This window comes from Micromonospora xinjiangensis (assembly GCF_056150165.1).
The window spans coordinates 149453-163308 of sequence record NZ_JAXCFO010000008.1; the positions used below are offsets into that span (position 1 = coordinate 149453).

Here is a 13856-nt window from a genome sequence, read left to right on the forward strand (position 1 = left end):
GCCCGCGCGCTCAGCACTCCCGGACGGCCGCCGCGCCGCCGCGGGTGCGCTGGATCAGCACCACGCAGGCCAGCACCACCAGCGCCGCCCCGACCGAGGCGGCGGTGATCGGCTCGCCGAGCAGTAGCGCGGACCAGAGCAGGGTGAGCACGGGCTGCGCGAGCTGGATCTGGCCGACCTGGGCGATGCCACCGCGGGCCAGCCCCGCGTACCAGGCGAAGAAGCCCAGGAACATGGAGACCGTGGTGAGGTAGGCGAACCCCGACCAGGCGGTGGCGCCGGCGCGTGGCGGGTGCGCCGCGGCGGCGACGAACGTGAGGAGCAGGGTCGCGGGCAGCGAGAGCACCAGCGCCCAGCAGATCGTCCGGGCGCCGCCCAGTTCCCGCGCCAGCACGCCGCCCTCGGCGTACCCCAGCCCGCACAGGACGACCGCCGCGAGCAGGAACAGGTCGGCGGTGGACAGCGAGCCGGGCACGGACCCGCTGGTGGCCAGGAAGGCGAGTACGGCCACCAGGCCCGCGACGGTGCCGAGCCAGAACAACGGCGATGGGCGCTCACCGGCACGCAGCACCGCGAACACCGCGGTCACGGCGGGCAGCACGGTGATGACGACCGCGCCGTGCGCCGAGGTCTGGGTCGTCAACGCCAGCGATGTGAACAGCGGAAAACCGACCACGACGCCGAGGGCGACGATAGACAGCCGGCGCCACTGGCCGCGGGTCGGCCGGGGCGCGCCGGTGACCCGCAGGTACGCCCAGGCCAGGAACGCCGCGCCGACGGCCCGGCCGAAGGCGACGAACCACGGGTCGAGCTGCTGCACGGCCACCCGGGTGGCGGGCAGCGACATGCTGAAGGCGAGCACGCCCAGCGCGCCGAGGGACAGGCCCACGACCCGATCCGCCGTTACCGGGACGGCGACAGTAACGCTACTCTTACCACTCATGGACAACGGTAACGCTGTTGACCGCGTTATCCAAGATCTGCGTCGGGTGGTCACCGAGTCGGCCCCCGGGGCGCGGTTGCCCTCGGTGCGTGAGCTGACCGCGCGGCACCAGGCCTCGCCGGTCACCGTCTCCGAGGCCGTCCGGCACCTGGTGGCACAGGGCCTCGTCGAGACGCGACCCGGCAAGGGCACCTTCGTCGCCGCCGTCACGGACGAGCCGCGCGCGCCCGACCTGTCGTGGCAGACGGTGGCGCTCGGCGCGCGCAGACCCGGTGAGGAGGAGTTGCAGGCGCTGCTGGCGACGCCTCCACAGGGGATGATCCCGTTGTCCGGCGGTTACCTGGACGAGGACCTCCAGCCGGCCGCGGCGCTCGGCGCGGCGCTGGCTCGCGCCGCCCGCCAACCCGCCGCGTGGCTGCGCGGGCCGACGGAGGGGCGCGCGGACCTGCGCGCGTGGTTCGCGCGTGAGGCCGGCGCCGGGCTGCGCGCCGACGACATGGTGATCTGCCCGGGCGGGCAGGCGGCGCTGTCGTCGGCGTTGCGTGCCCTCACCGCGCCCGGCGACACGCTGCTCGTCGAGTCCCCGACCTACCTGGGGGCGCTGGCCGTGGCCCGGGCGGCCGGGCTGCGCGTGGTGCCGGTGCCCGCCGACGCGGACGGTGTGCGGCCCGACCAGCTCGCCGCCGCGTTCGCCCGCACCGGCGCACGACTCTTCTACTGCCAACCGCTGCACGCCAACCCCACCGGAGCGACGCTGGCGGCGCACCGCCGGCCCGAGGTCGCCGCCGTCGCCCGCGACGCCGGGGCGTTCCTGATCGAGGACGACTACGCCCGTGACCTGACCATCGACGGGGAAGCGCCGCCACCGCTGGCCGCGGACGACCCCGACGGGCACGTGATCTACCTGCGTTCCCTGACCAAGGCCGCCGCGCCGGGCCTGCGCATCGCCGCGATCGGCGCCCGAGGCCCGGCCGGCGCCCGGCTGCGCTCGGCCAGGCTGCTCGACGACCTCTTCGTCGCCGGCCCGATGCAGCAGGCTGCGCTGGAGTTCGTCAGCGCTCCCGCGTGGACGCGGCACCGCCGCGCCCTGCGCACGGCGCTAAGGGCCCGGCGCGAGGCGCTGCTGGCCGCCCTGCGCCGGCGGCTGCCGGACCTCGTCCCACCCGTGGTCCCGCGCGGCGGCCTGCACCTGTGGGCCCGGCTGTCCGACGGCGTCGACGACGTCGCGCTGGCCGCCACGGCCGCCGCCGAGGGCGTCGTCGTCTTCCCCGGCCGCCCCTGGTACGCGGCCGAGCCGCCAGCGCCGCACCTGCGTCTCACCTACGCCGCCGCCCCGCCCGAGGTCATGGACGAGGCGGTCGGCCGCCTCGCCCGCGCCCTCGGGCGGGAGACGACACGTCCCTGACCCCGGCGGGACGCGCTGGCGCTGCCGCCCGGCGCGGGCACCGGAGCCGGTGGCGTCAGCCGACCCGTGAGCGCTCGGTGGTGTGGCCGGCCGGCGGCTGCGGCTCCTCGACGGCCCGGCCCATGCGGGTGACGGCCTCCGTGAGGATCGCGGGTGAGGTGGCGAAGTTGAGTCGTACGAAGCCCACCCCGCCGGTGCCGAACACGTGCCCGGAGCTGAGGGCGACCCGCGCCCGGTCGAGGAACATCCTCGCCGGCCCGGCCAGGTCGCTGGCCGCGCCGGGCTCGCCGGTCGGCTGGGCGGTGTCGACGCCCAGCCCCGTGCAGTCCAGCCAGGCGAGGTAGGTGCCCTCCGGACGGTGGTAACCGACGGACGGCAGGTGCGCCGGCAGCAAGGTCTCCAGCAGTGTGCGGTTGGCGTCGAGGCCGTCGAGGAGGAGGTCGAGCCACCCGCCGCCGTCGCGGAACGCCGCGGTGTGCGCCAGGACGCCCAGGTGGCTGGGGCCGTGGCCGACCTCCTCCGGCATGCGGGCCAGGTCGGCGGCGGCCTCTGGCCCGGTGATCGCGAGCGCCGCCTTGAGGCCGGCGAGGTTCCACGCCTTGGAGGCCGAGGTCAGGGCGAACGCGGTCGCCGAGCCGGCCACCGTGAGATACGGGGTGAAGCGGGCACCGGGGAGCACCAGGGGAGCGTGGATCTCGTCGGAGACGACCCGTACGCCGTGCCGGTCGGCCAGCGCGGCGACACCCTCCAGCTCGTCGCGGCGGTGCACCACGCCCGTCGGGTTGTGCGGGTTGCACAGCAGGAACGCCGGCCGGCGCCCGTACCGTCGCGCGCGGCGGAAGGCCTCGTCGAGCGCGGCCAGGTCCACGCGCAGGTCGGGGCCGAGCGGGGCCTCGACCACCCGCCGGTCCGCGTGGCTGACGAACGCGTAGAACGGCGGGTACACGGGGGAGCACACCACCACCGCGTCGCCCGGGTCGGTGACCAGCCGGAGGACCTCGACGACGCCCATCATCACGTCGGGCACGACGGTCGTGCGGTCGACGGGGAGGTCGTGCCATCCCCAGCGCCGGGCGGCGAAGTCGCCGAGCGCCTCCGCGTACGCCGTGCCGTGCGGATAGCCGGTGTCGCCGAGGTCGACCGCGCGGCGTAGTGCGTCGGCGACGGGGGGAGCGAGGGGACGTCCATCTCCGCCACCCAGAGGGGGAGCACGTCGGGCGGGTGCATCCGCCACTTCACGCTGGTGCGCTCCCGCAGCTCGCGCAGGCTGAGCCGGGAGAGCGGGTTTCCGGGGGAGCCGTCGGGGGAGGGGGCGGAGCCGGCCATGCCGTCCACCATAGGCGTACGCCGTGGGCGTGCCCGGCCGGCCGCATCCTCCCGGCGGCGCCGGCGGCCAGAGTGGTCGGTTGAGCCGTGGCTGTGCCGATTATCGGCAATGATGGGTGTTCTGCCCGATGAGGACGACGGGGGGCCGGGTGGATTCGTACCCTGCCGTGGAGGCGCACGGCCTGATCGGCGACCTGCAGACGGCGGCGCTGGTCGCGATGGACGGGACGTTGGACTGGTTCTGCGCGCCACGCTTCGACTCGCCCAGCATCTTCGGCGGGCTGCTCGACCGGCACCGGGGTGGGTACTTCCAGGTGTCGCCGGACGAGGGCGTCGAGTACGTGAGCAAGCAGCTGTACCTGCCCGGCACGCCGATCCTGATCACCCGGTTCCTCAGCGCCGACGGCGTGGGTGAGCTCGTGGACTTCATGCCGGTGGCGGGCGACCAGCCGACCGACCGGCATCGCGTGGTGCGGATGCTGCGGGTGGTCCGGGGCGTCATGCGTTTCCGGGTCGACTGCCGGCCCCGCTTCAACTACGGCCGGGATCCGCACGAGGTCGACAGGTATCCCGAGGGGACGGTGTTCCGCGCTCGCCTGCTCTCCCTCTCCGTGAGCATCGTGCGATATCCCGAGAGTCGACCCGACGAGCGGGACACCCACGCTGTCGACGACGGTGGCGTCTGGGCGACCGCCACCCTGCGGGAGGGGGAGTCCGGGGCCGTCGTCCTGGAGACCGGGGTGTCACTGGGCCGGCCGCGTTTCCTCGATCCGACCGAGGTGCGCGACATGCTGTACCAGACGCGGGAGTTCTGGCGGCGCTGGCTCGCCCGCTCCCGCTACCGCGGGCGATGGCGCGAGATGGTGGAGCGCTCCGCCATGACCCTGAAGCTCATGACGTACGCCCCGACCGGCGCGCTCATCGCCGCGCCCACGGTCGCGCTGCCGGAGCACATCGGCGGCGAACGCAACTGGGACTACCGCTACACCTGGATCCGCGACGCGTCGTTCTCCGTGCACACGCTGCTCGGCCTGGGCTTCACCGACGAGGCGCAGGACTACATGCGCTGGGTCAACGACCGGATCCGGGACGCGGGGGAGCAGGGGGCGCCGCTGCAGATCATGTACCGGGTGGACGGATCACCCGACCTCTCCGAGGAGCTGCTCGGCCACCTCGAGGGATACCGCGGCTCGGCGCCCGTGCGGGTGGGCAACGACGCTGCCGGCCAACTGCAGCTCGACATCTACGGCGAGGTGCTCGACGCCCTGCTCGTGGCTGACCGCCACGGCCTGCAGATCGGCCACGAGGGGTGGCTGAGCACCGTACGGATGGTGGACTGGCTCTGCCGGCACTGGGACCAGCCGGAGGACGGGATCTGGGAGCCCCGGGGCGACCGGAAGGACTACACCTACGGACGGCTCATGTCCTGGGTGGCGCTCGACCGCGCGGTCCGGCTCGCGCACCAGCTCGGCAGGCCGGGCGACACCACCCGGTGGGCGAGCAACCGGAACCAGGTCTACGAGCAGATCATGAGCCGCGGCTTCCGACCCGAACGCGGCGCCTTCGCCCAGCACTACGAGACGGACGTCCCGGACGCGGCCCTGCTCGCGATGCCGGCCGTCGGGTTCGTCTCGCCCACCGACCCGATCTGGCAGTCCACCTTGCGGGCCATGGACGCCGAACTCGTCTCCGACAGCCTCGTCTACCGGTACCGCCCGAGCGCCGCACCGGACGGCCTCCCCGGCAGCGAGAGCACCTTCACCATGTGCACGTTCTGGTATGTCCAGGCCCTCGCGCAGTCCGGGCGCCTGGACGACGCCACGCTGACCTTCGAAAAGATGCTCACCTACAGCAGCCCGCTCGGGCTCTACTCGGAACAGATCGCGCCCACCGGCGAGCAGACCGGCAACTTCCCGCAGGCATTCAGCCACCTCTCCCTGATCAACACGGCCATGAAGCTCGACGAACTGCTGGACGCCCGACCCTGAGTCGAGGAGAGCGGGCGGGGACGTCTGCGGGGCCGGTCACGCGGGCGACGTTGCCGAGGCGCTGTGACAGTTCTCGGCTCCGCGAGACGCCGCACTGTCGCGCGGCGGCTGTCACGCGCCGCGCAGGCGTTCGACCAGCTCGCGCGCCGCCTCGGCGAACCGGGGGTCGGATTCGCAGGGCCGGTGACCCTGGATCGGCGGGGGGACGCTGTCGCCGGGCGGAGCCACCACGTCCACCGGGTCGCGCAGCCTCCGGTCGACCGAGGCCGCCGGCCCGCGGACGGTGGCGGGCGTGCCCGGTCGGTGGCCGGAGAAGATCCCACCACCGATCGCGTCGGTCTCGCGCCACAGGTTCACCCACCGCCAGCCGACGCGCGTGCCGATCTCGTGCAGCACCTCCTCGTCGACGTACGCGGGGAAGAGCCGGGCGTAGAGCCGGCGCAGCGGCGACGCGTGGGTCAGCAGCGCGACGCGGCCGCTGACCCCGGGCGGCAGCTGGAGCACCGTCGCGGCGGCCAGCACCGAACCGTGGCTGTGCCCGGTGAGCAGCACGGCGTGCCCGCGTCCCACCAGGTAGGTGATCCGCCGGGCCAGCTCCGGCACGGCCCGTTCGGCGTAGCAGGGCGGCGCGAACGGGTGGGCGGCGCGGGGCCAGAACGTGCCGAGGTCCCACAGGATGCCGATGTGACGCCGGAACGGGACGGTGCGGTAGGCGAAGATCCCGCCGGCCACCAGGCCGACGACGATCCCGGCGATCACCCAGCTGCCGAACGCGATGGCGAGGGTGGCGGCCCCGGCGGGCACTCCCGCGTACCGCTCCACGACACCGATCGGGTGCAGCCCCAGCAGGCCGACGGTCGTGGTCGCCGTGCCGAACCCGGCGAGGCAGGCGTAGACCACGGCGAGCGGGATCAGGTTCTCGGAGAACCGGGCCCGGGCCACGGCCCTGCGCACCTGCCGCAGCCGCGGGCCCGCTCCGGCCGGCGGATCGGGATGGTCGCGGGCGACGACCGCCGCCGCGGCGCGCAGGCGCGCCCGTCGGGAGATCAGCGTCACCAGGCCCGCCACGACGAGCGTGACCAGCACCGCCCGGAAGAACCCGACGATCGCCCAGGTGTACGCCCGCGGCGGACCGGTGGCGATACCCTCGCCCGTCGGCGTGTCCCGGTCCAGGTAGTCCGCGACCCGGTAGACGAGTTCGGCGGAGAACGCCACCGCCAGGCTGACCGCCGCGGCCGCGATCGCCAGCGCGCCCAGCCCGAGCAGCGGCATGGCTCCCGGCCGGCGGTCCCGGCCCCAGAGCAGCACGGCGGCCAGCACGACCAGCAGGGCCGTCTGGGCGACGAACAGCCCCGTGAGGACCGAGTCGTAGCCCGGTAGCCCACCTCCGTCGTGCCAACCTGGCGGGGCGGTCAGGACGTGGGCCGCCACCACCACCGTCAGGACGACGGCGGCCGTCCGCAGCGTCCGGGCGACCCGGTCGCGTCGCGACTCCACGGCGGCCCGGTCGATCAGCGAGGGCGTGCACAGCAGGACCGCGCAGGCGGCCAGGACCGCCCCGGCGACGACCAGCAGCGCGATCGTGCCGGCCGAGCCCCCGGTCGGGATCCGCGCGGCGAGCAGGGTGACGTCGAGCGTCGCGAACGCCGCCGCGACGTGGAGGGAGCGCAGCCGACCCACGAGCGGCTCGGCGTCCCACTGGCCGACCGTGCCGAGCCGGTGCCCGGAGCCCTCCGTCCCGGGGGCGCGGAACGCCTCGAACACCCGTCCGGGGCGGGCGCCGAGGCGCCAGACCACGGCGATGGCGGCGGCCGGGACGAGCGCGAGCACCGCCAGCCGCAGCCCGACCGGCTGCCCGCCCAGCCAGGACAGCCAACTGCGCCCGGCCAGGCAGTGCGGCGAGCCCATGCACCGCCACGCGATCAGGTCCAGCGCGACGCCGGCGACGGCGAGCACGTACAGCGCGGTGAGCGTGAGGGCCAGCAGCCGGCACACGGACCGCACCGCCGCGTCGGAGGCAGGGCTGTCCGGGCGCATCCAGATCGCCACGTTGACCAGCATGAACGGCAGCAGGAACACCAGCGACAGGGTCCGCAGCACGGTCCCGGAGGGCAGGTCGGCCCAGCGGTACGCCTCCACCGTCACGCGTCGACCGGGCGGGTCGGCGCAGGGGCGGGCCCGGTAGAAGCCACCGTTGACGTCACCCGCGACCTGCTCGATCCGCGGCAGGTCCCACACCAGGCCCGTGTCCGCGCTGGCAGCCCCGTGCACCCGCAGCTCCACCACGTCGTCGGGCCCCGGCCCGCCGAACCGCGACGCATCGGACATCGGCCCCCCGAGCCGTCCTGGGCGGCCGGACCGGATCACGCCGGTCGGCCACGCCTCCGCCATCGGGCCGGTCTACCCCGCCCGGGCGGAGCCAACCGCCGGACCACCGGGACCGGCGCCCGCGTTCGGCGGCCCGTCCGTGGACGAGCCCGTGTCGCGGGCGGTTCTCGGAGCCGGATGCCGCCGGCCGGCCGACCCGACTCGGGATCGCGGTTCCGCCGGCCGCGTTGGTCCGCTAGGGTGCCCTGCATGACCAGCGCGACCGCTCAGTGCACCGGAACGTCGTACGACGTCCAGGTCGGTGCGGAGCGACGCCGGCGATCCGTCGCCCGCCCGCGCTGACCTTCCCCCTGCGACCGGCGGATCGAGCCGCCGGTGGTCACCGTTCGCCCTCGATCCGCCCGCGTCTCCCCATCCGGTGGCCCGCGTCGTGCGCGGGCCGAGCGAGATCGGCGTACACATGGATCTTGAAGGGCTGCTCACCGACCGGCTGGCGCCGGCGTTCGCGACCGTCGCCGGCTCCCCGGTCGACCCGCTGGTGCGCCGGTCGCCGCGTGCGGACTTCCAGTCCGACGCGGCGCTGGCGCTGGCCCGGCGCCTCGGCCGTCCCCCGCGTGACATCGCCGGCCAGGTGCTGGAGCACGCGGCGCTCGACGACCTCGGCGTGTCGGCGGTGGTCTCCGGGCCCGGCTTCCTCAACCTGACCGTCGCCGACGGCGCCCTGGCCCGGATGGTCTCCGGGCTGGCCGGCGACGAGCGGCTCGGCGTGCCGCTCACCCCGGCGCCGGAGACGGTGGTGGTCGACTACTCGGCACCGAACGTGGCCAAGGAGATGCACGTGGGGCATCTGCGGTCCACCGTCATCGGCGACGCCGCCGTACGGCTGCTCGACTGGCTCGGTCACCGCGTGGTGCGGGTCAACCACCTGGGCGACTGGGGCACCCCGTTCGGGATGCTGATCGAGCACCTGCTTGACCTCGGTGAGGCCGGGGCCGCCCACGAGCTGTCGGTGGGTGACCTGGACGCCTTCTACCGGGCGGCCCGGTCGAAGTTCGACGGCAGCGAGGCGTTCCGGGAGCGGTCGCGTCGGCGGGTGGTCGCGTTGCAGCGCGGCGACGAGCGCACGCGGCGCCTGTGGCGGCTGCTCGTCGCGCAGTCCGAGCGCTACTTCCTGTCCGTGTACGACCTGCTCGACGTGACGCTGACCGGTGCGGACTTCCGGGGTGAGAGCGCGTACAACGACCGGCTCGGCACCGTGGTCGACGACCTCGACCGGCTGGGACTGCTCGTGGCCAGCGGTGGCGCCGACTGCGTGTTCCCGCCCGGGTTCACCGGCCGCGACGGCGATCCGCTGCCGCTGATCGTGCGCAAGAGCGACGGCGGCTACGGCTACCCGGCCACCGATCTGGCCGCGCTGCGCCAGCGCATCGAGGGCGTGGGCGCGACCCGGCTGCTGTACGTGGTCGGGCTGCCACAGCGGGACCACTTCGCGATGGTCTTCGCCGTCGCCGGGGCGGCCGGTTGGCTGCGCCCGCCCGTCCGGGCCGAGCACGTGGGTTTCGGCTCGATCCTCGGCGCCGACGGTCGGATGCTGCGCAGCCGGGCCGGCGAGTCCGTGAAGCTGGTCGGGCTGCTGGAGGAGGCCGTACGCCGCGCCACCGATCTCGCCCGCGCCAAGAATCCCGACCTGGACGCGGAGTCCGCCGCCGAGATCGGCCGGGCCGTGGGCATCGGCGCGATCAAGTACGCCGACCTGTCCACCGACCGGACGAAGGACTACGTCCTCGACATGGAGCGGATGCTCTCCCTGAACGGGGACACGGCGCCCTACCTCCAGTACGCGTACGCCCGGATCCGGTCGCTGCTGCGGCGGGCCGGGACCGCCGTCCGGCCGGACACCCCGGTCGTGCTCGCCGAGCCGGCCGAGCGGGCGCTGGCGATCGAGCTGCTCGGCCTCGCGACGGTCGTGCGGGAGGTGGAGCGGAGCCTGGAGTTCCACCACCTCGCCGGCCACCTGTACCGGCTCGCGACGGCGTTCAGCGCCTTCTACGAGCGCTGTCCGGTGCTGCGGGCCCCCGACGAGCTGCGGGGAAGCCGACTGCTGCTGGCCGAGCTGACCGCCCGGACGCTGCGCCAGGGGCTGCACCTGCTCGGTATCCGCACCATGGAGCGGATGTGACCCGTACCCCGCCCGCGCGCGGCGTCGCCGGTCGCTCCGACCGGGCTCCGCCGCCCGGTCGCCGGCCCCGGCCGCTGTCCCCGGTCGCCGGCCGCGGTCACCGGACGGCCGCCGGCCGCGGTCACCGGACGGTCGCCGGCCGCGGCGGCGGCGCCGGTCACGCGAAGCGTCGGCGGAGGAGTTGTCGCTCGGCCTCGTTGGTGGCGAGCCGGAGCGCCCGCTCGTCGGCCGCGCGAGCCTGGTCCTGCCGACCGAGGGCGCGGAGCAGCTCGGCCCGGGTGGCGTGGAAGAGGTGGTAGCCGTCGAGCGCGGCGCCCAGGCCGTCGAGCTCGGCCAGGGCGGGCGCGGGGCCGTCGACGTAGCGCAGCGCGATCGCGCGGTGCAGCCGGGTCACGGGCGACGGGGCGAGGCGCAGCAGCATGTCGTAGAGCACGACGATCTGCGCCCAGTCGGTGGCCTCCCAGCGGTCGGCCTCCGCGTGACAGGCCACGATCGCGGCCTGGAGCTGGTACGGCCCGGGCCGCCCGGCCGCGGCGGCACGGGCCAGCAGCCGGGTGGCGCCGGCGATCGCGTCCTGGTCCCAGCGGGCGCGGTCCTGCTCGGGCAGCTGGATGATGCGACCGTCGGGTGCGAAGCGGGCCGCCGTGCGGGCGCGGTGCAGCCGGATCAGGGCGAGCAGCCCGGCCACCTCGGGCTCGGCGGGCATGAGCTGGTGCAGCAGCGTGGCGAGGAACTCGGCGTCGTCCACCAGGTCACGGGACTGCGGCTGCGGGCCGCCGCTGGTGAGGTAGCCCTCGTTGAACAGCAGGTAGACCACCGCGAGGACCTCGGCCAGCCGGCCGCCGAGCTCGTCGGCGTCCGGGATGCGGTACGGGATGCCGGCGTCGCTGATCTTCCGTTTCGCGCGGGTGATGCGTTGCGCCACGGTCGTCTCCGGCACGAGGAACGCCCTGGCGATCTGCGCGGTCGTGAGCCCGCACACGACGCGCAGGGTCAACGCCACCTGCGCGGGACGCGGCAGGGCGGGATGGCAGCAGGTGAACATGAGCCGCAGCCGGTCGTCGGGCACCGGCTCGGACGGCCACGGCACGAGGGCGAGCTTCCTCCGGTGTCGGTGCCCCCGACGCAGCAGGTCCAGGCCACGGCGCCGGGCGACGGTGTAGAGCCAGCCGTCGGGCCGTTCCGGGATGCCGTCGACCGGCCAGTGGGCCAGCGCCGCCTCGACGGCGTCCTGGACGAGGTCCTCGGCGGTGGCGAAGTCCCCGACCAGGTGCACGAGCGACGCGGCCAGCCGGCCCGCGTGGTCGCGGACCACGCGGGCCAACTCGGCGTGCGACGGCTCGCTCATCCGGCGATCGGACGGATCTCCACCACCGGGCAGGCGGGCCACGACCGGGCCAGCCGCAGGGCCTCGTCGAGGTCCGTGACGTCGATCTCGGCGTAGCCGCTGACCACCTCCTTGCCCTCCACGAACGGCCCGTCGGTGACCAACGGCTCGGCCCGGTCGAGCCGGAGGGTGGTCGCGGTGTCCGCCGGCAGCAGGTAGCGGTGGTGGGTGATCTTCTCCTGGTTGTCGGCGAACCACTGCCGGACCCGGGCGTAGGCCCGGTCCCGCTCGGTCTCGTCCATGGCGGCCAGATCGGCGGCGAACTCCTCCGTGTCGACGAACATCAGCACGTACTTCATCGGTCACACCTTCCCCTCGTCGCGAGGTGCCCGCGGGCGCCGGCCCCTCTACAGAGCAGACGACCGGCGGGGGACCGGACACGACATCAGGCTGGCATTCTTCCGGACCTGTCGCCCGCGCGGCACGACGTCGTCCGGCGTGCTGTCGACCGGCGTGCGAGGCTGCCCGGTGCGGCCTGGCCGACAGAAGTGCCGGGTCGTGCGCGTGGCGCCGGCGGGAACCGCCATGATGAGCCGGTGAAGATCTTGTCCATCCAGTCCTCGGTCGCCTACGGCCACGTCGGCAACTCCGCGGCCGTCTTCCCCCTCCAGCGGCTCGGGCACGAGGTCTGGCCCGTCCTCACCGTCCACTTCTCCAACCACACCGGGTACGGGGCGTGGCGCGGGCCGTTGCTGGCGCCGGCCGACGTGGCGGAGGTGATCGAGGGCATCGGGGACCGCGGGGTCCTCGGCAGCGCCGACGCGGTGCTCTCGGGCTACCAGGGCGACCCGGCCATGGGCGCGGTGATCCTCGACGCGGTGGCGAAGGTCAAGGCGGCGAACCCGCGGGCGGTGTACTGCTGCGATCCGGTGATGGGCGACGTCGGCCGGGGGATGTTCGTGCGGCCGGGGATCCCGGAGTACCTGCGCGACGTGGTGGTGCCGCGGGCGGACATCATCACGCCGAACCACTTCGAGCTGGACTTCCTCGCCAACCGCACGACGAACTCCCTGGCGGAGCTGCTGGCGGCGGTCGACGTGGTGCGCGAGACGGGCCCGCGGCACGTCCTGGTCACCAGCGTGCTCCACCGCGACGTGCCCGAGGGATCCCTGGAGGTCGTGGCCGTCTCGGACGAGGGCGCCTGGGCGGTGACCACCCCGCTGCTGCCGATCACCCCGAACGGCGGCGGCGACATCACGGCGGCGCTCTACCTCGCCCACCTGTGGACGACGCGGTCGCCCGCCGTGGCACTGGAGCGCACGGTCGGCTCGGTCTTCGCCGTCCTCGAGGCGACCCTCGCGGCCGGCACCCGGGAGCTTCAGCTGATCGCCGCGCAGGACGCGATCGCCGACCCGCCGGCGCGATTCGCCGCGCGGCGCCTGCGCTGAGGCGAGACCGACACGTCGGCCGTTCCGCATCCGTGACGGCCGTCAGCCGCAGGCGCCGGGGCGCGACCGATGGCGGGCTGCGGTGGTCGCGGGTACCGTTCGGGGTGGCGCCCCATGCGCCACGTCGAGGTCGGCACCGCCGCACATAGCTTTGTCCTCCCCGGCGCCGGACCGAAGGTGGCTACCTCGTCCGGCCCTGCGATCGCCCTTCGCCGGAGCGAGGATCGAGTTCTTCGATGAACACGCTTGCCGATCGTGGCGTGCTGCGCTGCGACCACCACGACACCGGCCCGGCGGTGCGAGAGGTCACGCTGAGTGGTGAGGCAGACCTGGCCACCGCCGACCAACTGGAGCACGACCTCCGCCATCTGCTGTCCGCGCCGCGGGTCGTGCACCTGGCCCTCGACCTGACCGGGCTGCGGTATCTCGACTGCGCCGCGCTCGCCGTGCTGGTGCGGCTCCGGGAGACCGCGCTGGCCCGCGGACAGCGGGTGACCATCACCGCCGCCGTCGGCGTGCCCGAGCGCGTGCTGACGCTCAGCGCGGTCGGGCGGCTCTTCGACTTCCCACCGCCACCCGCTCCGACGGGGGCCGCGGCGGTGCTCGCCCACGTCAGCTCCGTCAACGCGGGTCCCTTGTCCCGGCACCACCACCGCACCACCGCCCGGGTGGGCGGTCGAGATCCTCTCGTCGAATAGGGTCCGGGCGGGTGCCCGTCATCGGAGGGCGGCTGATGCCGCCCGCACCCAGCGGCGGCCCCCGTCCCCAGAGGACCCGCGACCGGCGGGGGCCGGCGGCGCGGCCGGCACGCCGGCCGTCCCGGTGCCGACGGGCTGCCGCCGCGCGGCGACCACGACAGCGACCCGGCGCTGCTCGTGACGGGCGGCTGGCCCGAGCGCTCCGCGATGCCAG

At 74.7% G+C, this 13856-nt stretch carries 9 protein-coding genes and 1 pseudogene; 5 read left to right on the top strand and 5 right to left on the bottom strand.

What is annotated here, in order from left to right:
• Positions 1-10: 10 nt before the first annotated feature.
• The gene (locus tag SM573_RS25915) at positions 11-889 is read right to left on the bottom strand and encodes a DMT family transporter (protein WP_474610809.1); all 879 of its coding nucleotides are present in this window, start codon (positions 887-889) and stop codon (positions 11-13) included.
• 52 nt (positions 890-941) lie between these two features.
• On the opposite strand from SM573_RS25915, the gene SM573_RS25920 reads away from it, so the two are divergent.
• Positions 942-2348, top strand: coding sequence for an aminotransferase-like domain-containing protein (locus SM573_RS25920; protein ID WP_474617265.1), 1407 nt, complete (start codon positions 942-944; stop codon positions 2346-2348).
• 55 nt (positions 2349-2403) lie between these two features.
• Here the strand turns inward: SM573_RS25920 and SM573_RS25925 are convergent.
• Positions 2404-3674 (bottom strand): annotated as a pseudogene (locus SM573_RS25925) (MalY/PatB family protein).
• A gap of 149 nt (positions 3675-3823) precedes the next feature.
• On the opposite strand from SM573_RS25925, the gene SM573_RS25930 reads away from it, so the two are divergent.
• Positions 3824-5662: a glycoside hydrolase family 15 protein gene (locus tag SM573_RS25930; protein WP_474617266.1), complete on the top strand. Its 1839-nt coding sequence runs from the start codon at positions 3824-3826 to the stop codon at positions 5660-5662.
• A 111-nt stretch (positions 5663-5773) separates the two neighbouring features.
• On the opposite strand, the gene SM573_RS25935 is transcribed toward SM573_RS25930, so the two are convergent.
• Positions 5774-7990, bottom strand: coding sequence for a hypothetical protein (locus SM573_RS25935; RefSeq protein WP_474617267.1), 2217 nt, complete (start codon positions 7988-7990; stop codon positions 5774-5776).
• 460 nt (positions 7991-8450) lie between these two features.
• Between SM573_RS25935 and argS the strand changes: the two genes are divergently transcribed.
• On the top strand, positions 8451-10169 hold the full coding sequence (gene argS / locus SM573_RS25940; RefSeq protein ID WP_474610980.1) for an arginine--tRNA ligase: 1719 nt from the start codon (positions 8451-8453) through the stop codon (positions 10167-10169).
• A gap of 157 nt (positions 10170-10326) precedes the next feature.
• On the opposite strand, the gene SM573_RS25945 is transcribed toward argS, so the two are convergent.
• Together SM573_RS25945 and SM573_RS25950 are read right to left on the bottom strand one after the other, a co-directional pair.
• Positions 10327-11517, bottom strand: coding sequence for an RNA polymerase sigma factor (locus tag SM573_RS25945; protein ID WP_474617268.1), 1191 nt, complete (start codon positions 11515-11517; stop codon positions 10327-10329).
• On the bottom strand, positions 11514-11855 hold the full coding sequence (locus tag SM573_RS25950) for a YciI family protein (protein ID WP_474610803.1): 342 nt from the start codon (positions 11853-11855) through the stop codon (positions 11514-11516). The genes SM573_RS25945 and SM573_RS25950 overlap by 4 nt, the downstream gene beginning before the upstream one ends.
• Before the next feature lie 237 nt (positions 11856-12092).
• Here SM573_RS25950 and pdxY point away from each other — a divergent pair, with 237 nt between their 5' ends.
• Both pdxY and SM573_RS25960 read left to right on the top strand, forming a co-directional pair.
• Positions 12093-12944 carry a pyridoxal kinase PdxY gene (pdxY, locus tag SM573_RS25955; RefSeq protein WP_474617269.1) on the top strand — a complete coding sequence of 284 codons (852 nt, stop codon included), beginning with the start codon at positions 12093-12095 and terminating at the stop codon, positions 12942-12944.
• 236 nt (positions 12945-13180) lie between these two features.
• Complete coding sequence (locus tag SM573_RS25960; protein WP_474617270.1) at positions 13181-13642, top strand: STAS domain-containing protein; 462 nt, start codon at positions 13181-13183, stop codon at positions 13640-13642.
• Positions 13643-13856: the final 214 nt, after the last annotated feature.

Coding starts and splice junctions, on each gene's coding strand:
- SM573_RS25920 (WP_474617265.1), top strand. CDS start 942: ATGGACAACGGTAACGCTGTTGACCGCGTTATCCAAGATCTGCGTCGG.
- SM573_RS25960 (WP_474617270.1), top strand. CDS start 13,181: ATGAACACGCTTGCCGATCGTGGCGTGCTGCGCTGCGACCACCACGAC.
- SM573_RS25945 (WP_474617268.1), bottom strand. CDS start 11,517: ATGAGCGAGCCGTCGCACGCCGAGTTGGCCCGCGTGGTCCGCGACCAC.
- SM573_RS25950 (WP_474610803.1), bottom strand. CDS start 11,855: ATGAAGTACGTGCTGATGTTCGTCGACACGGAGGAGTTCGCCGCCGAT.
- SM573_RS25935 (WP_474617267.1), bottom strand. CDS start 7,990: ATGTCCGATGCGTCGCGGTTCGGCGGGCCGGGGCCCGACGACGTGGTG.
- argS (WP_474610980.1), top strand. CDS start 8,451: ATGGATCTTGAAGGGCTGCTCACCGACCGGCTGGCGCCGGCGTTCGCG.